At 26.4% G+C, this 24,017-nt stretch carries 22 protein-coding genes; all 22 read left to right on the forward strand.

Annotated elements, in window-relative coordinates; translation table 11 throughout:
* The first annotated feature begins 2 nt into the window (after positions 1–2).
* Entirely contained in the window at positions 3–1,328 is a 1,326-nt protein-coding gene (locus BS62_RS00705; protein ID WP_496489312.1) for a pyrimidine-nucleoside phosphorylase, read from the forward strand.
* Between the two features lie 202 nt (positions 1,329–1,530).
* Positions 1,531–2,574 (forward strand): endolytic transglycosylase MltG, encoded by a 1,044-nt coding sequence (gene mltG / locus BS62_RS00710; RefSeq protein WP_496489313.1) that lies wholly within the window; start codon positions 1,531–1,533, stop codon positions 2,572–2,574.
* A 62-nt stretch (positions 2,575–2,636) separates the two neighbouring features.
* The gene (locus BS62_RS00715) at positions 2,637–3,305 is read left to right on the forward strand and encodes an O-methyltransferase (protein WP_496489314.1); all 669 of its coding nucleotides are present in this window, start codon (positions 2,637–2,639) and stop codon (positions 3,303–3,305) included.
* On the forward strand, positions 3,298–4,533 hold the full coding sequence (locus BS62_RS00720; RefSeq protein ID WP_496489315.1) for a peptidase U32 family protein: 1,236 nt from the start codon (positions 3,298–3,300) through the stop codon (positions 4,531–4,533). Before BS62_RS00715 ends, BS62_RS00720 begins: the two co-directional genes overlap by 8 nt.
* On the forward strand, positions 4,523–5,158 hold the full coding sequence (udk, locus tag BS62_RS00725) for a uridine kinase (RefSeq protein ID WP_496489316.1): 636 nt from the start codon (positions 4,523–4,525) through the stop codon (positions 5,156–5,158). The genes BS62_RS00720 and udk overlap by 11 nt, the downstream gene beginning before the upstream one ends.
* Before the next feature lie 62 nt (positions 5,159–5,220).
* Positions 5,221–6,858, forward strand: coding sequence for a peptidoglycan D,D-transpeptidase FtsI family protein (locus BS62_RS00730; RefSeq protein WP_496489317.1), 1,638 nt, complete (start codon positions 5,221–5,223; stop codon positions 6,856–6,858).
* Positions 6,859–6,939: 81 nt separating this feature from the next.
* Complete coding sequence (gene sigK, locus BS62_RS00735) at positions 6,940–7,599, forward strand: RNA polymerase sporulation sigma factor SigK (protein ID WP_496489318.1); 660 nt, start codon at positions 6,940–6,942, stop codon at positions 7,597–7,599.
* Positions 7,600–7,721: 122 nt separating this feature from the next.
* Positions 7,722–10,535, forward strand: a complete 2,814-nt coding sequence (locus BS62_RS00740) for an ATP-binding protein (RefSeq protein ID WP_496489319.1) — start codon at positions 7,722–7,724, stop codon at positions 10,533–10,535.
* 18 nt (positions 10,536–10,553) lie between these two features.
* On the forward strand, positions 10,554–13,277 hold the full coding sequence (locus BS62_RS00745) for an ATP-binding protein (protein ID WP_496489320.1): 2,724 nt from the start codon (positions 10,554–10,556) through the stop codon (positions 13,275–13,277).
* A gap of 25 nt (positions 13,278–13,302) precedes the next feature.
* Complete coding sequence (locus BS62_RS00750) at positions 13,303–15,894, forward strand: sensor histidine kinase (RefSeq protein ID WP_496489321.1); 2,592 nt, start codon at positions 13,303–13,305, stop codon at positions 15,892–15,894.
* Between the two features lie 12 nt (positions 15,895–15,906).
* Positions 15,907–16,548: a nitroreductase family protein gene (locus BS62_RS00755; RefSeq protein ID WP_496489322.1), complete on the forward strand. Its 642-nt coding sequence runs from the start codon at positions 15,907–15,909 to the stop codon at positions 16,546–16,548.
* A 149-nt stretch (positions 16,549–16,697) separates the two neighbouring features.
* Complete coding sequence (gene aroE / locus BS62_RS00760; RefSeq protein ID WP_496489323.1) at positions 16,698–17,543, forward strand: shikimate dehydrogenase; 846 nt, start codon at positions 16,698–16,700, stop codon at positions 17,541–17,543.
* A gap of 4 nt (positions 17,544–17,547) precedes the next feature.
* On the forward strand, positions 17,548–17,895 hold the full coding sequence (locus tag BS62_RS00765; RefSeq protein WP_496489324.1) for a hypothetical protein: 348 nt from the start codon (positions 17,548–17,550) through the stop codon (positions 17,893–17,895).
* The gene (locus BS62_RS00770) at positions 17,892–18,386 is read left to right on the forward strand and encodes a hypothetical protein (protein ID WP_496489325.1); all 495 of its coding nucleotides are present in this window, start codon (positions 17,892–17,894) and stop codon (positions 18,384–18,386) included. Before BS62_RS00765 ends, BS62_RS00770 begins: the two co-directional genes overlap by 4 nt.
* Before the next feature lie 20 nt (positions 18,387–18,406).
* Positions 18,407–18,826, forward strand: a complete 420-nt coding sequence (locus tag BS62_RS00775; RefSeq protein ID WP_496489326.1) for a hypothetical protein — start codon at positions 18,407–18,409, stop codon at positions 18,824–18,826.
* A complete protein-coding gene (locus BS62_RS00780; protein WP_496489327.1) occupies positions 18,819–19,325 on the forward strand; it encodes a hypothetical protein in 507 nt (168 codons plus the stop codon). Before BS62_RS00775 ends, BS62_RS00780 begins: the two co-directional genes overlap by 8 nt.
* Before the next feature lie 4 nt (positions 19,326–19,329).
* Positions 19,330–19,839 carry a shikimate kinase gene (locus BS62_RS00785; protein WP_496489328.1) on the forward strand — a complete coding sequence of 170 codons (510 nt, stop codon included), beginning with the start codon at positions 19,330–19,332 and terminating at the stop codon, positions 19,837–19,839.
* A 68-nt stretch (positions 19,840–19,907) separates the two neighbouring features.
* Positions 19,908–20,978 carry a M24 family metallopeptidase gene (locus BS62_RS00790; RefSeq protein ID WP_496489329.1) on the forward strand — a complete coding sequence of 357 codons (1,071 nt, stop codon included), beginning with the start codon at positions 19,908–19,910 and terminating at the stop codon, positions 20,976–20,978.
* 42 nt (positions 20,979–21,020) lie between these two features.
* Complete coding sequence (gene efp, locus BS62_RS00795; RefSeq protein WP_496489330.1) at positions 21,021–21,578, forward strand: elongation factor P; 558 nt, start codon at positions 21,021–21,023, stop codon at positions 21,576–21,578.
* Between the two features lie 113 nt (positions 21,579–21,691).
* Positions 21,692–22,099: a CD1247 N-terminal domain-containing protein gene (locus BS62_RS00800; RefSeq protein WP_496489331.1), complete on the forward strand. Its 408-nt coding sequence runs from the start codon at positions 21,692–21,694 to the stop codon at positions 22,097–22,099.
* 139 nt (positions 22,100–22,238) lie between these two features.
* Complete coding sequence (gene rnc / locus BS62_RS00805) at positions 22,239–22,940, forward strand: ribonuclease III (RefSeq protein ID WP_496489332.1); 702 nt, start codon at positions 22,239–22,241, stop codon at positions 22,938–22,940.
* A 1-nt stretch (position 22,941) separates the two neighbouring features.
* Entirely contained in the window at positions 22,942–24,012 is a 1,071-nt protein-coding gene (locus BS62_RS00810) for an elongator complex protein 3 (protein ID WP_496489333.1), read from the forward strand.
* The last annotated feature ends 5 nt before the right edge of the window (positions 24,013–24,017 follow it).

The raw sequence follows: 24,017 nt of genomic DNA on the forward strand, positions 1-24,017 counted from the left end.
TTATGAGAATGTACGATATAATAAAGAAAAAAAGAGATAACAATCCTTTAAATAAAGAAGAAATTAACTTTTTCATAAAGAAATATTCCAATGGAGAAATACCAGATTATCAGGCATCGGCATTATTAATGGCTATATTTATAAATAAAATGAATAAAGAAGAGACGGTTTATTTAACAGAAGCTATGATGAATTCTGGAGAAGTAATGAACCTTTCAGGCATTAATGGTATAAAAGTTGATAAACACAGCACAGGTGGAGTTGGAGATAAAACTACAATAGCTTTAGCTCCTCTTGTTGCAGCATGTGGTGCACCACTTGCAAAAATGTCAGGAAGAGGTCTTGGTCATACTGGTGGAACATTAGATAAATTAGAATCTATACCTGGATTTTCTATAGAAATGAATCCAGATAAATTTGCAGATTCAGTTAATAAACATAATATTGCAGTATGCGGTCAAACTGCAACATTAGCAGTTGCAGATAAGAAGATGTATGCACTAAGGGATGTTACTGCTACTGTTGATAATATATCATTAATAGCAAGTAGTATAATGTGTAAAAAACTTGCCTCAGGTGCTGATGCTATAGTTTTAGATGTAAAAACTGGAGATGGAGCATTTATGAAAACTTTAGATGATTCATTTGAATTAGCTAAAGAAATGGTAGATATAGGTTGTGGTATGAATAGAGACACAATAGCGTTAGTTACTGATATGGATGAACCTTTGGGATTTGCTATAGGTAATTCACTTGAGGTTATAGAGGCTATTGAAACGTTAAAGGGAAGAGGGCCTAAGGATTTTATAGAATTATGTACAGCACTTGGAGCATACATGCTAGTTCTTGCAAAGGAAGCTAATTCATATGAAGATGGAGTAAGTAAAATAAACAATGCTATAAGTTCAGGAAGTGCTCTTGATAAATTAAGAGAATTTATAGAAAATCAAGGTGGAAACAAAGATGTAGTAGATAACTATGATTTACTTCCAAAGGCATCTAATATTATAGAGATAAAGTCACCTAAGTCTGGATATGTAACAAAAATAGAAGCTGAAGAAGTGGGAATATCAGCAATGATATTAGGTGCAGGTAGAGAAACTAAAGAAGATGAACTTGACCTAGCTGCTGGCATAGTTTTATATAAAAAGGTTGGAGATTATGTAAATGAGCAAGATACAATAGCATATATGCATGTAAATGAAATGAAAAAATTCGAAGAAGCAAAGAAAAAACTTATAGATGCATATACTATATGCGAAGAAAAAATAGCTGATAAAAAACTTATATATGGTGTTGTAACCAAAGATAAAGTACAAAGATTTTAATATATTATGATTATAAAAGGCCTAACGTGTTAAAAATAACGTTAGGCCTTTTTGAGTGAGAGCCTTATTTTTCAAGGTCATTGGCGAAATAAATGAATCAAATTTTCTTATTGGATGTGTTTATTTCGACAATTTCATTGAAATTTTTCAATCTTAGTTTTATAATAAAGAATATATTATTATATGAGGAGTAGGTACATAGATGAAGAATAAAACGAAAAAAATGGTTTTGATAAGTTCCATAATAGTAGTTTTCATTATATTAATAACATCTATTTATATATTTAGTGAAATAGGTCCTTATGATACAAAGAATAATAAGGAAATAACTGTAGAAATACCTAAAGGATCTACTTTAAACAAAACATCTGATATATTATACAAAAGTAAAGTAATAAAAAATAAGATGTTATTTAAAATACTAGGTAAAATTACTGAAGAGGGTTCTAAAATCAAAGCTGGTACCTATGTAATTGATCAAAAACTTTCAAATAAAGAGGTTTTAGACTTACTGTCATCTGGCAAAGGACAAGATATAGGAATAAAAGTAACAATACCTGAAGGATACACAACAAAAGAAATAGTTACTTTGTTAGTATCTAAAAATTTAGGAAATAAAGAAGTTTATGAAAAGCTAATAAAAGATCCGTCAGAATTTAGCAATGAATTTAACTTCTTAAAAAATTTAAAATCATTGGAAGGATATTTGTATCCTGAAACTTATTATTTTGAAAATGATTTAAGTGAAAAAGAAATACTAACAAAAATGATTAAAAGATTTGACAAAATATATACAGAAAAATTTGAAGAAAGACAAAAAGAACTTGGAGTTGACCTAGATTATATAATAACATTAGCATCTATAGTTGAAAAAGAAGCAGTTTTAGATAAAGATAGACCTATTATAGCAAGTGTATTTTATAATAGACTTAAAATTGATATGGCTCTACAATCAGATGCAACGCTACAATACGCATTTCCAGAAAGAAAAGGAAGAGTTATGTATAAAGATTTAGAAATTGACTCGCCATACAATAGTTATAAAAATAAAGGTCTTCCACCTACCCCTATTGCATGCCCAGGGGTAAAGTCTATAGAATCTACGTTATATCCTGATAATACCAACTATCTTTACTTTGTAGCTAATGTAGATAAAAGTAATGACTATAGTAGTACCTACGAAGAACATCTGAAACATGATGCAGAAAACAAAAAAGAAAGAGAAAGTATGAGAAATAACCAATAATATTATAAAAGTTTTCCTAAGGGAAGACTTTTTTAGCTTTACCACCTTAAAGGAGTGAAATAATGAGTAATATAGTAGATAACTTAGTGGAACAATATATTAGAAAAACTTTAGTTAAAAGTACAGATCTTTTAGAAGAACTAGAAAATTATGCTAGTGAAAATAATGTTCCTATAGTTCATAAAGAAGTAGCAGAACTGCTTAAAGTTATGTTAAAAATACAAAAGCCAAAAAGAATATTAGAAGTAGGGTGTGCTATAGGATACTCTTCTATACTTTTTGCAAAATCTCTTGATGAAAATTGTGAAATAATTACAATTGAGAGAAATGAAGATATGATAAAAACTGCAAAAGAAAATATAAAAAGAGCAGGACTTGAAAATGTAATAACTATATTAGAAGGTGATGCTGTGGAGAAATTGAAAGAAGTAGAAGGACCTTTTGATATGATATTTTTAGATGCAGCAAAGGGACAATACAAATTGTTCTACGATATGATTATTGATAAGTTAAAAATAGATGGTGTTCTTATATCTGATAACATACTATACAAAGGAATGGTAGCTTCTGATGAATACGTTATAAGAAGAAAAAAAACTATAGTAAAAAGAATGAGAACCTATTTAGATTATATATGTAGTTGTAGTTACTTAGATACATCTCTTATTCCAATGGGAGATGGAGTAGCAATAAGTTATAAAAAAAATAAAGAGGTGAAAGTTAATGAATAAAATAGAGTTATTAGCTCCAGCAGGAGATTTAGAAAGATTAAAAATAGCAATAACATACGGTGCAGATGCAGTTTATATAGGTGGAGAATTCTTGGGAATGAGAGCTGCTGCAAAAAACTTTTCTAAAGAAGATATGGCAGAAGGTGTAAAGTTCGCACATGAAAGAGGAAAGAAGGTTTTTGTTACAGTTAATGTAATACCACATAATGAAGATTTTGAAGGTATAGAAGAATATTTACTAGGATTAGAAGAAGTAGGAATAGATGCAGTTATAGTTTCTGATCCAGGAGTACTTAGTGTAGTTAAAGAAGTAATACCTAATATGGAAATACATCTAAGCACTCAAGCTAATAATACAAACTACTTAAGTGCCAAATTTTGGTACAAGCAAGGTGTAAAAAGAGTAGTTATGGCAAGAGAACTTTCTTTTGAAGAAATAAAAGAAATAAGAAAAAATGTTCCAGATGATATGGATATAGAAGCATTTGTTCATGGTGCTATGTGTATGTCTTATTCCGGAAGATGTTTGATAAGTAATTATATGACTGGAAGAGATGCAAATAGAGGAGCCTGTGCTCAGCCATGTAGATGGAAATACAATTTAGTTGAAGAAACTAGACCAGGAGAGTATTTCCCTGTTTATGAAGATGAACAAGGAACATTTTTCTTTAACTCAAAGGATTTATGTATGATAGAGTATGTACCTCAGCTAGTAGACTGTGGTATAACTAGTTTTAAAATAGAAGGTAGAATGAAGACTGCTTACTACGTAGCTACTGTTATAAGAGCTTATAGAGCTGCTATAGATGCTTACTATGAAGATCCAGAGAACTGGAAGTTCAATCCTATTTGGTTGGAAGAACTTAAAAAAGGAAGTCATAGACATTATACAACAGGATTTTATGAAAGCAAACCTGATAGTGAAGATCAAAATTATGCTTCAAGTTCATATATAAGAAATTATGATTTTGTAGGTATAGTTAGAGGTTATGATGAAAATACTGGACTTGCTACTGTAGAACAAAGAAATAAAATGGTAGTAGGAGATGAGATAGAAGTAATAGGTCCATTTGTTAAAACAATGAATGCTAAAATAGAAAAAATATACAATGAAGATGGTGAAGAAATAGAGTCTGCACCTCATCCGAGACAAATAGTAAAATTAAAATTAGATATAAAAGTTGAAGAGAACTATATGTTAAGGAGGGAAATTGAGAGTGGGAACTAAAAAACCTCTTATAATAGGAATAACTGGAGGGACTGGATCTGGCAAAAGTACAGTTTGTAAAGCTATAATAGAAAGTACACCTGAAGAAAATATAGCAATACTTGAACAAGATGCATATTATAAAGATCAAATTCACTTATTGTTTGAAGAGCGACTTAAGACAAACTATGATCATCCACTAGCTTTTGATAATGATTTATTAATAAAACATATAAAAGAATTATGTAATAGAAAAGTTATCCAAAAGCCAATTTATGATTATGAACTGCATACGAGAAAACAAAATGAAACTGTAACCATAATGCCAAAAGATATAGTAGTAGTTGAAGGAATAATGATATTAGAAGATGAAGGTCTAAGAGATCTATTAGATATAAAAATATATGTAGATACTGAAGATGATTTAAGAATATTAAGAAGAATACAAAGGGATATAAATGAAAGAGGTAGAACTGTGGATTCAGTTATAGAACAATATTTAACAACAGTAAAGCCAGCACATGATCAGTTTATAGAACCATATAAAAAATATGCTGATATAATAATACCAGAAGGTGGTAAAAATGAAGTTGCTATAGATATAGTTATAGCAAAGATAAAATCAGAATTACAAGAAAGACAATAATAATTTATGCATAAGCCCCTTAATATTTGTCAAGAATGACAAGTAGTAAGGGGTGATTTATTATGAGAAATAAAAAAAATGTTATATCAATAAGAATAAAAAGAAGAGCAGCATGGATGTTTACTATTATCCTAGCTATATTTATAGGATTATTAGGTAGATTAACCTATATACAAGTTATAGAAGATGAGTTTTATCGTAAAAAGGCCTATGATCAAAGTGAAGTACAAGTACAACTAAGTAGCAATAGGGGTATTATATATGATAGAAATAATAAGCCTTTAACAGATACAAAAAAAGAAACTATAATGATAATTAGAAAGATAAGGTTTAAACTTAATGAAGAAGAAATAACTATGTTAAAGAGCATAACTAAGATGAAAGATGAAGAAATATTAGCAGCTTTTCAAGATAGCAAACATGTAATAGAATTACCTGTAAATTATATGAATAGTACATATGAAAATATATTGAAAGAAAAAGATGTATTAATAAAAGAAAAAACTTATAGATATTCTGATGAAAATTTACTTACACACATAATAGGATATATAAATAAAGATGAAAATAAAGGTGTAAGTGGCATAGAAAAATCAAAGGATGATTTTTTAAAAAATAAAAATACAGAATATGTTCAAGCTTTTATAGGTAGAACTATAGGTTTAGTTCAAGGAAGCGTAAAAACTGAAAAAAGTGATGATGATAAAAATCTAAAATTAACAATAGACTATGATATTCAAAAAATAGTAGAAAAAGCACTGGATTCTCAAGATAAACCATCAGCTGTAGTGATATCAGATGTAGATAGTGGTGAATTATTGTCAATTTCATCACGTCCTAATTTTGATCCAGATGAAATTGAAAAATACGTAAAGAGTAAAGATGGAGAACTTGTAAATAGAGCAGTTCAAGCAACATATCCTCCAGGATCTGTATTTAAAATAGTAGTAGCATACGCTGCATTAGAATATAAAGTTGTAAAAGAGGGAGAAATATTTAATTGTACAGGAGAAATAGATGCAGGAGGTCATATAATAAGATGTCCTAAAGAAGGAGGACATGGAAGTCAGACATTTGAGCAGGCATTTGCTAACTCTTGCAACACAACATTTGTTAAAGTTGCACAAAGATTAGGAACACAAAAAATATTACTAGCAGCAAAAAAACTTCATTTAGAAGAAAAAATAGGAATAGGTTTAGACGATGAGGTATCAAAAGAGTTACCTGAAGATATAGATATTGGGAATTTATCTATAGGACAAGGTGAATTAGAATTTACTCCATTACAAATAAACCAACTTACTCAAATTGTTGCAAACAATGGTTTGTATAGGCCTCTTTATTTATATGATAGTATTTTAGATAAAAATATGAATGAAATAAAAAATTTAAAATCAAGTAAAGATAAAGATATAATATCACCATATATAATAGGAAATATAAAAAATATGATGAAATTAGTTAATACAATTGGAACTGGAGATGATTTAAAGGATTTAAAAGGACAATCAGGAGGAAAAACAGGTTCTGCCGAGAGTTATGGAGATGGTAAAAAGTTGACACATGGCTGGTTTACTGGGTTTTATCCAGCAAACAAACCTAAGTATGCTATAACTGTATTTGTTTATGATGGGAAGTCAGGAGCCGGGTCTGCAGTCCCTATATTTAAGCAAATATGTGAAGATATAAACAAAATTTAATAAGTACAAGTTAATTAAATTCTGTACAGGCAATTTTATAAGGCCACCCTCATATAATTTACAATGATACATCAAATGGGGGTGGCTAATTTGACGACTTCAAAATCTTTTGATAAACCCTTAACCCCTGAAGAAGAAGTAAAATATCTAACAAGATTTAAAAAACAGGGAGATACGTTAGCAAAGTCAGTATTAATTGAAAGAAACATGAGACTGGTAGCACATATAGCAAAGAAGTACAATGGGGCAGCTGAAGAACAAGACGATTTAATATCGATAGGAACTATAGGGTTAATAAAAGCTATAGATACTTATGATGTTGACAAAGGTACTAGACTGGCTACGTATGCTTCAAAATGTATTGAAAATGAAATACTAATGAATATAAGAACTAACAAAAAAACCAAGTCACAAGTTTCGCTCCAAGATCCAATAGGAACGGATAAAGAAGGAAATGAAATATCTCTAATAGATATACTAGGAACAGAAGTTGATTATATATTGGATCAAGTGGAACTGAAAATCCAGATAAGTAAACTATATGAAAAACTAGAGAAAACATTAAGCCAAAGGGAAAAAGAAATAGTGCAATTAAGATATGGATTGACTCCTTGCGGCTATAAAACTCAGAGGGAAATTGCACAAAAATTGAAGATATCTAGATCATATGTATCTAGAATAGAAAAAAGAGCGCTAAAAAAATTAAAAAAAGAACTTAAACATGAAAAGAGCCTTATATAAGGGCTCTTTTTTACTATATTTTTTTCATAACCTACAATAAATGACAAAAAAAATAAAAAACCTATGATAATATATAAATTATAATAACATATTTTGTAATTCGATAATTGAGAGGTATATATATGGTGAATAATGTTGCAATTTCTCAGCAATCTAATATATTTAAAACTTTAGCATATACATTTTGTTTATTTTGTTTATCAATAATTGGATATTATAATTATACCATTTATCATTCTTTGACTATTTTAATAAAAACAGCTGTAAGTTTTTTAATGGCAATAATAGCATTAAATGAATACTATGAAGAGCAAGATAATTATTTTATATTTTTAGGTCTAGGGTGTATGTTTTCAAATGTATTTGATATAGTCCATGGTTATAGTCTAGTACAAAGCTATGAGCTATTTATAGCATCACATATTACATCTGTCTTTATACAAAATATATCTTTTTACTTAGTGTTTAAGTTTATTGATAAAGAAAAGGTTAATTACAAAATTATAGTTTTTATATATGTTATTTCAACTATAATTCTTATTTTTATATTATTTAAATTTTCACATTTAGTAGATTTTGTTGAATACGGAAAGCCTACTATATATTATTTAGCAATTACTGTTATAAATATTTTAATAGTAATTAAAGGCTTAGTTATATTTAAAAGCAAAAAATATTTTATAGAGCCAGAAACTTATAAATATATAAATATAGCATTCTTACTTAATATTGCATATATGATATTGGCTATATGTATTACAACATTTTACTCACATAATATAACACTAAAAATAATAGCTCATAATATGCTAATTATATATATTTATTATATATACAAATCTATAGTTAAAGAAAATTTAATATTACCTTATACTGATATTGTTAATTTAAATCAAGAGTTAAATAATAAATCAGATTTATTGGTAAATACCAATATGCATCTTGAAAAAATAAACTTTATGAGAAATAAAATGAAAGAAAATCTTATAAAGAGAGAAGCTTTATTAAATTCGATATTAAATACAACTACTAATGGATGGATAATATTTAATAAAGAAAATGAAGTAGAATATATGAATAAGGCTGCTAAAGAATATTTTGGAGATATAAGTTTTTTTCAAAACAATTCAACAAACATATTTGAAAATTATAATAAGTTTATAAAAAATATTAATACTGTTTATAAAACTGAAGAAGGTATAGAGCAAGATGTGTATTGTAATAATGGCAAAACATTTAAATGTATATATTCTCTGTTGACATATGGTGAAGATAATAGTGAATGTCTATGTATATTTATTGATATAACCGAAGAAAAAAAAATTGAAAAAATGTTAATAAAAACAAATAAATCATATAAAAACTTAATAAAAAATATCAATGCTCCAGTTGTTATATTTGATGGTAAATATATTGTAGAAATAAATGATGCATTTAAAAAATTGTTTAAATATAGTAAAGATGAAACTGTAGGAAGAGAATACGTAAAATTCGCAAGAAAATTTATAGCTAAAGAAGACTTAAAATATGTTAATTATGTTCTAAGTTCAAATTTAAATATTAATAATAATGAGTTAAATCCAAATGGAATATTTAAATTTAGAGCTGTAACTAAAGATGGCAAAATATTAGTTATTGAATCGCATATTACAAATTACTATTACAAAGGGAAAAAATATTATTTAATAACTCATAAAGACATAACAGAATTTGAAAAAGCACAGGGAAAGCTTAAAAAATCAGAAGAAATATATATAAATTTATTGGAAAGTATGCCTGAAGGTATATTCCTAGAAAATCTAGAAAATGGAAAACTTCTCTATATTAATAAAAAATTAAGAAACATGGTGAAGTTAGATTATTTGGATGAAAATTATATAGATAATAGTATAAATAATTATATAAAAATACATGAAGAATATAAAGAAATTGTAGAAAAAAGATACATAGATTTAAAAAATGGTGAAGTTGCTCCATTTATACAAATGAAACTCATAGATAGATTTAATAATACATTAGATGTAGAAATAGCTAGTATTCCATTTAACTTAGAAGATAAAATGTGGAAGTTAACCATAATAAGAAATTTAGAAGAAATAAAAAAAGCAAATTCTACAAAAAAGCAGCTATTACAGCGAATTCAATACGATAAGATGAAAACAGAATTTTTTGCTAATATTTCACATGAGCTTAAAACTCCACTTAATCTTATATTTAGTTCAAATCAATTAATAGATATGCTTTATAAATCTGAAAAAATAAAAGATGATATGGATATTTTAGGTAGACATACAAAACTTTTAAGACAAAATGGTTATAGGCTTTTAAAACTTATAAACAACGTTATAGATGTGACTAAAATGGATTCTGGATTTTATAAGGTGTGTTTAGAAAATTGTAATATAGTAGATATAGTAGAAAATATATCGCTATCTGTAATTTCATATGCAAATGATAAGGGAATAGAATTAATATTTGATACAGATATAGAAGAAATGATAATGGCAATAGATCCAAATATAATTGAAAGAATAATATTAAATTTATTATCTAATTCAATTAAGTTTACAAACCCAGGGGGAAAAATATACATAAACTTATATGATAAAGAAGATGGAATAGATATAGAAATACGTGATACTGGAATAGGTATACCTCAAGATAAGTTAGATTTAATATTTGAAAGATTTGGACAAGTAGACAAGACGCTATATAGAAATATAGAAGGTAGTGGTATAGGATTATCCCTTGTAAAATCATTGGTAGACCTTTTAGATGGAAGTATAAGTGTAGAAAGTGAATACAATATAGGTACTAAATTTAATATAAAATTACCTGTGAAAGTAATAGAAACAGATAAACAAATTCAACCAACTTTTAAGCATAACTATAATGTTGAGAGAATACATGTTGAATTCTCTGATATATATTTTTAATTATAGGGGGGATGCTGTTTGGAAAGCCAGGCTATATCAAAACATAAATATAATAAACACAATATATATATAAAATATATAACATATATGGTTATAGGAATTTTAGCTTATAAATTGGCTTTTGGTAATGATGACTATCTTTCAAATGCCTCTATATCAATAATAAAGACGGTTGTTTTTGTAAGTATATTTATATTGTCTTTTAATATATATAAGCTTACAAAGAATAAAAATCTATACTATTTATTTATTATATATTTTTATATATCTTTACTAAGTACAACAGGTGTTTACTTTATATATACAGATTTACAAAACAACTATAACAGCCTAGTTTATATAAACATTATAGTTTCTTTAATGCAGCTATTTGGAGTATTTATAATGTATACAAGTATAAAAGAAAGTAGTATTATTTATTCTATATATTTAGTGCCTTTATTTATAGCTATTACTTTGTGTGCTGAGTTATATATCAATAATAATATTGATTATTTAAATTATATATTAATTTTTATAGGTGTTGTTGGAAGCATAGTGTGTTTTATAAAGTTAAATAAAGATTTAAATAAAAATATAGACTATAAGTTAATTGGTTTTCTAGTATTAAATAGTTTATCACTTTTAACATTATATTTTAATACTGATATATATCTATATCTAAGTCTTTTGTCTACATTATGTATATATAAATCCAGTGTAGGCCAGGATATAAAAAATTTTTATGTATCATTAAATAATAATCAAAGAAAATTAAATTCAAAGTTAAAGAATATAGAAAAAAATAACTACAATATAACAAAAGAAATATTACTTCAAGAAAAGATAAGAGAAGAAATAAGCTTATTAAATAATGATATTGAAAAATCTATAAAGGAAGTATCTACACCTATATTTTTAATCGATAATGAAAATAAAATAACATATATAAATGAATCTTTTTATAGAGTATTTGGACAAGAATATAAAATAGATAATGATATAAATGTAATGGACTTCATGAAAAATGTGTTTTATAATGTAGATTTATTTATAGAGTCTCTAAGTAGTATAAAAATAAACGATGAGAATAATTACCATAATTTATATTCTAAAGATGGAAAAATATTTAAATGTACATACTTATTAGATAAAAACGAAAATAACTTAAATTATACAGTTTGTATATTAAATGATATAACTCAAAGTATAACACTTGAAAGAAAGTTAAAAGAAAGTGAACAACAATATAAAAATCTTATGGATACTTTAAATGATGCTGTTTTCATACATGATTTTGAAAAAAGCCATTATATAAATAAAGTAGCAAAACAACTATTTGATGCAGACAATAATGCTAAATTAGAAGTTCTATTAAATAATGTTCTTCCTGTTTACAGAGAAAACTTACTAAATAATATGAAAGATATATATTTGAAAAAGAAAGATAAATCTAAATTAATAATAAAAACAAATAGTAATAACTACATGGAAATAATAACAACTTCTTTAAATATAAACAATCAGGAATTATTTATTACTATAGTTACTGATATTACTAAACGGGAAAAGGCAAAATTAGAGATAGAAGAAAATGAAAAAACATATAGGTATTTAATTGAAACTTTGCCAGAGGGAATTTTTATATTAGAAAAAAGCACTTTAAAATGCACATATATTAATAAAGTTATGGCTGAAATGTTAAGTTTAGAAAGTTTGGAAGATATATATATTGAAGAAAACCAAGAAGAAATAAAAAAAATTGCTAAGGAATATTTAGACTATAATGGACGTGGTAAGTTTATAAAATGCAAGTTAAATGCCTTAGATAAAATAACTGATATATCAATGGCATTGATAACCTTTGATGACTATAATGGAAGTAACTTAGTTGGAATAGTGAGAAATTTAGAAAAAGAAAACAAAACAAAAGAGGTACAATTAAAGTTCAATAAAATTTTAGAACATGACAAAATAAAGACAGAATTTTTGGCTAATATATCCCAAGAATTAAAAAGACCGCTAAATTTAGTTTTCGCAGTTAATCAGCTATTAGAGTCAAAAAATAGTTATATATATAACTCTAATCATATAGAAAACTATAATAGATTAGTAAAACAAAACTGTTATAGATTAATAAGACTTATAAACAATATAAATGATATTACTCAAATGGAAAATGGATTTTATAAAATTAACCTTAGAAATCACAATATAATTAGCTTAGTAGAGGATATTGTTTTTTCAGTAAATGATTATATAAGAAATAAGGGGTTAGAAGTAATATTTGATACAGAAGTAGAAGAAAAGATAATATCTATAGATCCTGAGAAAATAGAACGTATAATATTAAATTTATTATCAAATGCAATAAAATTTACTAATTTAGGTGGGAAAATATATGTAAATATATATATGAAAAATAAAGAAATTCATATATCTATAAAAGACACAGGGGTAGGCATACCTAAAGATAAGTTGAATTTAATATTTGAAAGGTTTGGTCAAGTAGATAAAACACTGTCTAGGAATGCTGAAGGTAGCGGAATAGGATTATCTTTAGTTAGATACTTAGTTGAACTTCATTTAGGTAGAATAGAAGTTTATAGTGAAGAAGGAAAAGGAAGTGAATTCATTATAATATTACCTGATACAATTGTAGATGAAGCTAAATATGATGTAGAAGATAATAACTATATATCAAACAACGTAGAAAAGATGCATATAGAATTTGCTGATATTTATTTTAATACTAAAGTATAGCTAGTGTCTTAGGGGGCGATACAATATGTTTTATATAGGGTTAGAAATAGCAAGTATCTCTATTTGTATAATAATAGGTTTAATATGTATAAATAAGTCTAAAACAACAGTTATAGTAGGAATTTCTTATTTTACAATAGCTATACTAAGTTTAATAAGTGTTGTTTATATAAAGGATAGTATAATATTTAATAGCCTAATATATATACCTTATAGTTTGTTTAGTTTGCCATTGTTTTTAATTAGTGAAACTTATAAAAAACAGAGTAATAAGATGGTATACTCCATGCTGTCTTATTACATATTTATAATTATATACTTCATAGGTATATGCTTTATTAGCAATATATCTAATTATTATATTTTGGTAAATAAAGCTATTATATTGATAAGTTTATATTTTGTATATAAATCATTTGAAATTATTAAAACTTTATATAAATATAAGCAAATAAAATATATATATATACTTTATGCAATTTCACAATTATTATTGCTATTTACACAGGATACTAACTCTATATTGTTTATAATTGCTGAAATATTAAGATTAGCATGTTATTATTTTATATATAATATGATTATAAAGTATAATTTAATAAATTCTTATTCTGATATGAAAGATATAGATTATGAGCTAAGTTATAAATCGGAAGAATTAAAAGAAAACTCTAATCTTTTAGATATAGAAAGAACAAAGACAAATAAACTAGAAAATATAACAAATAATAAGAAATTTATATTAGAAACTATATTAAACGAAAGCCCTATGTGTGTTTTATTAGTAGATAAAAATGGATATATAACTAACGACGACAAGGGATTTATAAAAATATGGGATGAATATAAAGATATTAAGTATAGAATAAGAATGCGCGACTTTCTTCATAATCACATACAAAACTTTAATGAATCTCTCTTGGATATACAAAAAGTATATGCAACAAAAAGGGAAGTCTATGGAGATCTTGTAGGAAATGATGGAAGGTATTTTGAATGTATATATGCTCCATTTATGATAAAAACGGAAATACTAGGAGTTGTATGTGCTATTACTGATGTAACCAAAAAAAGAAAATCTGAAATAAAAATATTAGAGAATAACGCTAAATATAAAAAAATCGTAGAAACTATACCTTATGCTATATTAGTACATAATAACGAAAATATTATTTATGCAAATAAGGCTTGTGAAGATATTTTTGAAATAGAAAATTATAAAGACATATTAAATAAAGGATTATCATACAAAGCTCAAAAAATGTTAAGTAATAGTATTCAATATGATGAATACGAATATATATATCAATCTAATAAAAATAATAAGAAATATTTATTTATCAATAGAATAGAATACTTTGAAAATAATAAAAAATTAACTTTATCAATAATTAATGATATAAGTGATTATAAAGACCTTGTAAATAAAGTTCAAAAAAGTAAGAGAAAATATAACACACTTATAAATACAATACCAGAAGCAATATATATAACAGATGCAAATAAAGGCACATGTACTTATGCAAATGATGCCACATTAAATCTCTTGGGATTAAATAATACTAATGAAGTTATAGGAAATAGAGTGAGAAATTTTTTGAATTTAACACCAGATGATATGAAATCATGTGATGATAGAACAGAAGAACTAAAAATAAAAAAAGATATGCCATTTAAAAGATACGAAGCAATTAGATATAATGGAGAAAAAATGTATATAGAATCAGCAGGTACTTCTATAGATATAAATAATCAAATAAAAATTATTGGTATAATTAGAGATGTTACAGAGCAAGTTATGGCAGAGCAATTAGAAGAAGAGATAAAACAAAGGTTATTACAAGATAAACTTAAAACAGAATTTTTCGTAAATATGTCTCACGAACTAAAGACGCCATTAAACGTTATATTTGCATCTAATCAATTATTACAATCTATATTTAAAGAAGAAATACAACAAAACCCAAATGGAGATATAGCAAATACAGTTAAGTTAGTAAAAAGATATAGCTATATACTTCTTAGACTTGTAAATAATATAATGGCTTTAACTAGACTAGAATCAAATTTTTATAAACCTAAAATTGATTTTTATAACATAGTAAATATAATAGAAGATACTGTAATAGAATTTAGTAAATATGTTGAAAATAGAAACATACAAATAATATTTGATACAGAGATAGAAGAAAAAGTTATGGAAATAGATCCAGAGGATATAGAAAAGATTATACTGAACGTATTATCTAATTCTATAAAATCTATTGGTGAGCATGGTAATATATATGTTAATATATATGATAGAGGAAATTATATCCAAATTAATGTATGTGATGATGGATGCGGTATAGAAAAAGAAAAGTTAGAATTAATATTTGAGACATACAGCAATGTTTTCCAAGGAGGTATGTCTGGTGCTAATATGGGACTGCCTTTGGTTAAATCACTAGTAGAATTATATAAAGGAACTGTATATATAAAAACAGTTAAAAATAAAGGTACAGAGTTAATAATAGACCTCCCTGTTGGCGAGGATCGTTTAGATATAGAACAAAAAGATAGAAATATAAATACTGAGAATGTATATGCAGAATATGCTAGTGCTGTATGTGAATAAGGAGGGTTTAAAATGAATCATAATTTAGATTTTATTTACAACAGAGTAAGTGTTAGAAAGTTTAAAGATATAGAAGTGTCACAAGAAGATATAAAAGAAATGATAAAAGCTGCAACTCATGCACCATCAGGTAAAAATCTTCAGAACTGGCATTTCGTAGTACTTAGAAATAAAGATATTATAGACAAAATGGCTGATACAGTAGAAAAAAGACATATAGAAATAGCGAACATGGCTAAGGATGACAAAACAAAAGATAGATTTATGAAGTTTTTAAAATATCACACTGCATTTAAAAATGCTCCTGTAGTTATATTAGTTTATTGTACGCCATACCCATACTTAGAGTATAATATACTAAAAGAAAGCGGTGCTAGTGAGGTCACATTAAAAATGTTAAGTGAACCTGCTCCTCATATTCAAAATGTAAGTGCAGCTATGGAAAACTTATTATTAGCGGCTTCAAACATGGGATATGGAGGTTGTTGGATGACAGGTCCAAATTATTCAATACCTGAGATAGAAGAAATTATAGGATTTAAAAAAGAAGGATATGATTTAATAGCTATGACACCTATAGGTGTACCAGAGGAAAATAAATTCCCTCAACCACCTAGAAAACCTGTTGAAGAAGTAATAACATTTATAGATTAATTAAAAAATTTGCTACGCTCATGTCGCCAACGACCTTGGAAAACAGGTCCGTTGCTCAAGTTTAATGGTTGGAAATTAAAAAATGCCCTTTTGGGCATTTTTTGTATATATATATTAAATTATGACAATAAACTATAGGGGGTATTTATATGGAAATAAATGGATCAACTCGACTTATATGTTTAATAGGACATCCAGTTGAACATAGTTTTTCTCCTATTATACATAATTATCTTTTCGAGAAGCATAATTTGAATTTAAAGTACCTTTGTTTTGATATAAAAGATGAATGCTTAGAAGATTCTATAAAGGGAATGAAATCTTTTAATATATTAGGTGCTAATGTTACAATACCATACAAAGTAGATATAATGAAATATTTAGACTATATAGACAAAAATGCAAAGTTAATAGGAGCAGTAAATACAATAAAAAATGAAAATGGTAAGCTAAAGGGATACAATACAGATGGATTGGGGTTCGTTAAGTCTATATTAGACTCTGGGTATAATATAAAAAATAAAAATGTAATGATATTAGGGGCAGGAGGTGGATGTAGAAGTATAGCTGTTGAAATTGCATCGAATAGAGCAAATAGTATAACTATTAGAAATAGAAGTGTTGATAAAGCTAAAAATATAAGTGATATGCTAACTGATAATTTCAACATAAAAACATATTATGATGATATTAATATAAAAATAGAAGATTTAAATGATATAGATATACTTATAAATACAACATCATTAGGGATGGCTCCTAATATAAATACAATGCCTATAGATGAAAATATAAAAATTAATAAAAAGATGTTAGTATGCGATATAGTTTACAATCCAAATGAAACTAAATTCATAAAATGGGCAAAAAATAACAACTTAGATATTGTATATGGAATAGATATGCTAATAAATCAAGGGCTCAATTCTTTTAATATATGGACAGGAAATGAAGCTTTAGAAAGCGTGGAAATAAAAAATTTATTTAAAAGGTGATAAATTGAGAAAAAATGGTTTTATGCTTTTAGAGAGTGTAATAAGCATAGCAATTATAGGGATAATATCTCTTACGATGTTATCTAGTATGATAAATAGCTATAGATATACAAAACTAGGTGAAGATAAAATATATATGACGAGTATAGCCGGGGAGTATATAGAAAAAATAAAAAATAGTAACATAGAAAATCTTATGAATTACAAAGAAAAAAGTTTTACTATTAATGGATATAATATAAACACTGATATTATAAACATAGATAATTTAAATAATTGTATTAAAATAAAAGTAAAAGTTACAAAAGACAAAAATCAAATATTAGTTGAAAGTTATAAGGTGATAAATTGAGAAAAAAAGGTTCATCGCTTTTAATGACAATTATGTGTTTTGGCATGTGTAGTTTAATAATAACTACTGCTATTGCCTTAAGTACCACAAATTATAGCATACAAAATTTAGACTATCTATCTACTAAAAATTTTTATAAGGCAGACGGTGGAATTGACATAGCATATGGTCAGGTTATATATGAAGTTGAAAATGCTATACAATCTTGTAGTGAATCAAATGAAGAATTTTATGGTTATTTCCTTGGAAATAACAAACAAAACTTTATAAAATCAATAGAAAACATAAATATTGACAGCATCAGACTAGATATTACAGGTAATGATATTTATTTAGAAGAAAGTAATATTAAATTCAAAGTTTCTTCTTCTTATAAAGAAGGTATAATTGAAAAAAATATTTCTGTAAATTTTAATATAGCTACACCTAATGGTATAGATTCTAATTCAAAAGATTTAGTAAAAATAACTGATTATATGGAGTTGAAATAAAATATGAAAAGAGAAGGAATGTGACTTTAATAGAGCTTATAATAACTCTAGGAATAATTACTATGATATCTTCTATAGTGCTATCAAACTTCTACATAGATAAATATAAAGTAAATTCATTTACAAAGCAATTGTGTTCAGACATAAGGTACGTAAGAGCTAGAAATATGAGCTCTGATTTTTCTACATATATATATTATAAAAATACAAACAATGTAATATCTTATATTTTGCGTGAAGGGGGCAATGATATAAAGGAAGTTTCCCTACCTAAAAACACTATCATATCCAATAAAATAAGTAAAATTATATTTAGACAAGATGGGGCTATAGGTGAAAATGGAGAGACTATAACTGTAACATATAAAGGTGAAAAAACAGAAATAACTATAGTTCCATTTAGCGGAAGAGTATTATTAAAAGAAGGTATATATGAGTAAAAAAAGAGGGTTTTTATTGTTAGAGAGTATAATGTATCTAGCTATTCTTAGTTTGATAATAGGAATGGTATATAATTTAGTGTTTTTTAATTTAAATTCGTTAAATATAATTCAAAACAATATAGAAATTCAACAACAAGGTTATACTATTAAAAATCATATAAGATCTAGGTTAATAAGAGCTTCTAATATAATAAGTGTAAAAACTATAAATAATAAAACAATTAACATAGATAATTTAGCTAAAGAAAAAGTCACTTCTATAAAATACAATATAGATAAAAGAAGTGATGAATTTTATTTAAATCCATACACTAAAAAGTTATTTTATAGAAAGAACTGTATATCACCTGGATATGAATTAGGAGATTATATAGATAATATAGAAATAGAAAATCTAAATAATGGAAGTTTTGTTAAAATAAGATTGTATTTATCCAAAAAAAATAATAATATAGAAAATGAGTTTGTAGTTAACTTAAAAAACTATGGGGGTTAAGATTGTGAAAAACATAGTAATGATAGGATTTATGGCTACTGGGAAAACTACAATAGGTAAAGAGTTATCCAAAAAATTAGATTTTGAGTTCATAGATACTGATATAGAAATAGAAAAAAATGAAAAAATGAAAATAAGCGATATGTTTGAAAAAAAGGGAGAAGATTATTTTCGCGATTTGGAGACAAACATATTAAAAAATACTATAAATAAAAAAAATATAATATTATCTACAGGTGGTGGGATAATAGTAAGAAAAGAAAATATACCTATATTAAAGAAAATAGGTACAATAATATGGCTAAATGGAGATAAAAATACTATAATAAAACATATAAAATCTAGCAATATAGATAGACCGCTACTCAGAGATTATAACAATTTAGAAACAAAAATAGATGAAATTTTAAGCAAAAGATATGATGTATATAAACAAATTTGCGATATAGAAATAAATATAAATGATAAAAATATACAAAAAGTAACAAGTGAAATACTATCCAAGTTAAGTTAGATATGGTATTATATTAATAAAATGGTAAAAAAATCAAATTATTAACAATTATTTAAGGGGGTTAACTCGTGAATAAGAGAATAAATAAACTTAAACAAGAAATGGAAAAGATTAATTTAGATGCTGTCTTAATAGAAAATCCTCAAAATAGAAGATACATATCCGGATTTACTGGAACTGCTGGAATAGTTTTAATAACAAAAGAAAAAAATATATTCTTTACTGATTTTAGATATATTCAACAAGTAAAAGAGCAATGCATAGGCTTTGAAATACTAGAAATATCTAGAACAAATCCTGTAACTAATTATTTAAAAGATATGGATATAAAAAATATGGGATTTGAAGATGATTATATGAGCTTTTCATCTTATTCAAATTACAACTCAACTTTAGAAAATATAAAGTTTGTACCTTTAAAAGGTCTTATAACTAATATAAGAGCAGTTAAAGATTCTGAGGAAATAGAAAAAATAGCCCAAGCTTCTCAAATAGCAGATGAGGCTTTTGAACATATACTAGGATTTATAAAACCAGGTGTTAAAGAAAAAGATGTAGCATTAGAGCTTGAATTTTTCATGAGAAAAAAAGGTGCAACTGGTGCTTCATTTGATTTTATAGTTGCATCAGGACTTAGATCTTCTATGCCTCATGGAGTTGCATCTGATAAAGTTATAGAAGAAGGTGACTTTGTAACCCTTGATTACGGTTGTATATACAATGGATATTGTTCAGATATGACGAGAACAATAGTTGTAGGAAAAGCATCAGACGAACAAAAGAAAATATACAACGTTGTATTAGAAGCACAAAAGAAAGTTATAGAAGTAGCTAAAGCAGGTATGACAGGCGCTGAACTTGACAAAGTAGCTAGAGATATTATAACTGAGTCTGGTTATGGCGATAAATTCGGACATGGATTAGGTCATGGTATAGGACTTGAAGTACATGAAATGCCAAATGTAAATTCTTTAGGTGTAAATACATTAGAAAATGGAATGGTAACAAGTGACGAGCCAGGTATATACATAGAAGGATTTGGCGGAGTAAGAATAGAAGACTTAATAGTTATAACAGAAGAAGGTTGTAAAGTTTTAAATAAGTCTCCAAAAGAATTAATAGAATTACAAGTTAAATAGTTTAAATTTAAAATTAAATAACATAATGATGGAGGGAACAAGATGGTATCAGCAAGTGAGTTTAGAAAAGGAGTTACTTTTGAAAAGGATAATTACCCATGTTTAATAGTTGATTTTCAACACGTTAAACCTGGAAAAGGTGCTGCTTTCGTAAGAACTAAATATAGAAACTTAAAAACTGGAGCTATAAGAGAAGAAGCTTTTAACCCAAGTGATAAATTCCCAAAAGCTAATATAGAAACTAAGCAAATGCAGTTCTTATATAATGATGGTGACTTATATTACTTCATGGACAACGAAACATATGATCAAGTGCCTTTAAACTATGATCAAGTTGAAGATGCTATAAAATTCTTAAAAGAAAACGAATCTGCTACTATTAGATTCTATCAAGGACACGCTTTCCAAGTTGAAGCTCCAAACTTTGTAGAATTAGAAGTAACAGAAACTGAACCAGGAATAAAAGGCGATACTGCTAGTAACGTAACTAAATCTGCTACCGTTGAAACAGGTGCTGTAGTACATGTTCCATTATTTATAAATACTGGAGATAAAATTAAAATAGATACAAGAACTGGCGATTATTTATCAAGAGTTTAATAATTAATGTATAGAAAAGCTTATATGTCTCAATAATAGATATATAAGCTTTTTATTATAAAACTAAATCAAAGCTAATTTTAGTCTTTGATATTTACACGGGAGGTAGTAATATGCAACATTTATATGAAAAAGTAGCTTACCTAAGAGGGTTAGCTGAGGGGTTAGATATAAGCAACGAAAGTAAAGAAGGCAAAATGATAAATAGAATAGTAGAAGTTTTAGATGACTTTGCTGATGCTATAGTTGAGCTAGATGAAGAACAAGCTGAATTAATGGAGTATGCTGAATCAATTGACGAAGATTTAGCAGATGTTGAAGATGATTTATATGAAGATGAAGACGAAGATTATGATGATGAAGAATTCGAATATTTAGAAATGGAATGCCCTAACTGTGGAGAAACTGTAGAGATAGATGAAGATTTATTATACGATGACGACGTAGATGTAGTTTGTCCAAGCTGCAAAGGAATAATATTAACTTCAGATGAAATAGATGATGCAGATTTAGGTGAATAATAGGGTATTAATAAAATAATATTTAAAATGGCTGCTATATGCAGCCATTTTTCAATTGAAAAACATTATAAAACTTTGCAATAATACCTGAAAAATAGTAAACTATAAGTTAGGAATTATTTCTTCGGAGGTAAAATATATGAGAAATTATGATGATATATTCAGAAATGTATCGGAGTTTGAAAATATAATAAAGTATGATTTTAACAAGAAAGAATACATAATAGAAGCATTAACCCATAGTTCATACTCAAATGAACATAAAAACTTTTCTTTTAATGAAAGACTGGAATTTCTAGGAGACTCTGTACTTGGAATAATAATAAGTGATTACTTATTTAACAATGAAAAAGATCTCCCAGAAGGCGAATTGACTAAGTTAAGAGCAAATATAGTATGTGAAGAGTCACTTAATGAAGCGGCAAAAAATATTAACTTAGGAAACTATATGCTATTTGGAAAAGGCGAAGAAGCAACTGGCGGAAGAGAACGTGTATCTATACTTGCAGATGCATTTGAAGCTATTATAGCAGCTATATATTTAGATGGAGGAATTGAAAAATCAAGAGAATTTGTTCTTAGCTTCATGAAAAATATAATAGATGATTCTATAAGAGGAAAAATATTTAGAGACTATAAGACTCACTTACAAGAAGTATTACAAAGTAAGGGACAAGTTAATATAGCTTATGAAATAATAGATGAAAAAGGACCAGATCACAATAAAACTTTTATCATGCAGGTAATATCAAATAAAAACATATTAGGTATTGGTGAAGGTAAAAGTAAAAAAGAAGCAGAACAAGCTGCAGCAAAACAAGCTATAAGAAGGATGATTTAATATGAAAAGAAGGATAATACCTATATTTGTGCCACATAAAGGGTGCCCTCACGACTGTATATTTTGTAATCAAAAAAAGATAACTGGTGTATCTACAGATGTAACTAGTACTGATGTAGAAAATACTATTAGGGAATATCTAAAAACTATAGATGAAGATACTCATATAGAAGTAGCTTTCTTTGGTGGGAGTTTTACAGCTATAGATACAAATATTCAAAAAGAGTTATTATCTGTTGCAAAAGGTTATTTTGAAAAAGGGATCATAAAGGATATTAGATTATCTACTAGACCAGACTGTATAGATGATGAAATATTAACTATGCTAAAGGAACATAAAGTTACAATAATAGAACTAGGTGTTCAGTCTTTAGATGAGACCGTCTTAATAGATAGTATAAGAGGTCATAGTGATACTGATGTTGAGTATAGTGCTAATTTAATTAAAAAATACGGATTTAAACTAGGTCTTCAGATGATGATAGGACTACCTTCGGATACTGAAGAAAAAAGTCTTTATACTGCTAGAAAATTTATAAATCTAAGTCCTGATTTTGTTAGAATATATCCAACATTAGTAGTTAGGGATACCGGACTTGAAATACTACTTAAAAACAACAAATACAAACCCTTAAATATAGAACAAACTATAGATTTAGCAAAAAAATTATTAGTTTTATTTTATATAAATAAAATAAATGTTATAAGAGTAGGACTTCAGCCTACTGAAGATATAAGGCTAGGCAAAGAAGTAATAGAAGGGCCTTATCACCCAGCTCTTAGGGAACTTATTGAAAGTAGAATGTATAGAGATTATTTAGAAACTATAATAAATCAAAATAATGCATGTAAAAATATAATAATCAAGCTTAATAAAAAAAATATATCTAAGATTATCGGAAATAAAAAATCAAATAACTTATATCTAAAGGAAAAATACAATGTTACTTTAAAAACATTAGAAAGTGATTTTACTTTAGATCAATTAGAAATTATAGTAGATGACAGAAAAAGTATTTTATTAACTGTAGATTTTATATATAAAGAGTTATTCAGTATGTATAATCTATAGTTTTG

This window comes from Sporacetigenium mesophilum DSM 16796 (genome assembly GCF_059569055.1).

Excerpts from the sequence above, each read along its gene's own strand:
- aroE (WP_496489323.1), top strand. The coding sequence starts at position 16,698 with ATGGAAATAAATGGATCAACTCGACTTATATGTTTAATAGGACATCCA.
- mltG (WP_496489313.1), top strand. The coding sequence starts at position 1,531 with ATGAAGAATAAAACGAAAAAAATGGTTTTGATAAGTTCCATAATAGTA.
- efp (WP_496489330.1), top strand. The coding sequence starts at position 21,021 with ATGGTATCAGCAAGTGAGTTTAGAAAAGGAGTTACTTTTGAAAAGGAT.
- BS62_RS00755 (WP_496489322.1), top strand. The coding sequence starts at position 15,907 with ATGAATCATAATTTAGATTTTATTTACAACAGAGTAAGTGTTAGAAAG.
- BS62_RS00705 (WP_496489312.1), top strand. The coding sequence starts at position 3 with ATGAGAATGTACGATATAATAAAGAAAAAAAGAGATAACAATCCTTTA.
- BS62_RS00720 (WP_496489315.1), top strand. The coding sequence starts at position 3,298 with ATGAATAAAATAGAGTTATTAGCTCCAGCAGGAGATTTAGAAAGATTA.
- BS62_RS00780 (WP_496489327.1), top strand. The coding sequence starts at position 18,819 with ATGAGTAAAAAAAGAGGGTTTTTATTGTTAGAGAGTATAATGTATCTA.
- BS62_RS00750 (WP_496489321.1), top strand. The coding sequence starts at position 13,303 with ATGTTTTATATAGGGTTAGAAATAGCAAGTATCTCTATTTGTATAATA.
- BS62_RS00740 (WP_496489319.1), top strand. The coding sequence starts at position 7,722 with ATGGTGAATAATGTTGCAATTTCTCAGCAATCTAATATATTTAAAACT.
- BS62_RS00800 (WP_496489331.1), top strand. The coding sequence starts at position 21,692 with ATGCAACATTTATATGAAAAAGTAGCTTACCTAAGAGGGTTAGCTGAG.
- rnc (WP_496489332.1), top strand. The coding sequence starts at position 22,239 with ATGAGAAATTATGATGATATATTCAGAAATGTATCGGAGTTTGAAAAT.
- BS62_RS00730 (WP_496489317.1), top strand. The coding sequence starts at position 5,221 with ATGAGAAATAAAAAAAATGTTATATCAATAAGAATAAAAAGAAGAGCA.
- BS62_RS00715 (WP_496489314.1), top strand. The coding sequence starts at position 2,637 with ATGAGTAATATAGTAGATAACTTAGTGGAACAATATATTAGAAAAACT.
- BS62_RS00810 (WP_496489333.1), top strand. The coding sequence starts at position 22,942 with ATGAAAAGAAGGATAATACCTATATTTGTGCCACATAAAGGGTGCCCT.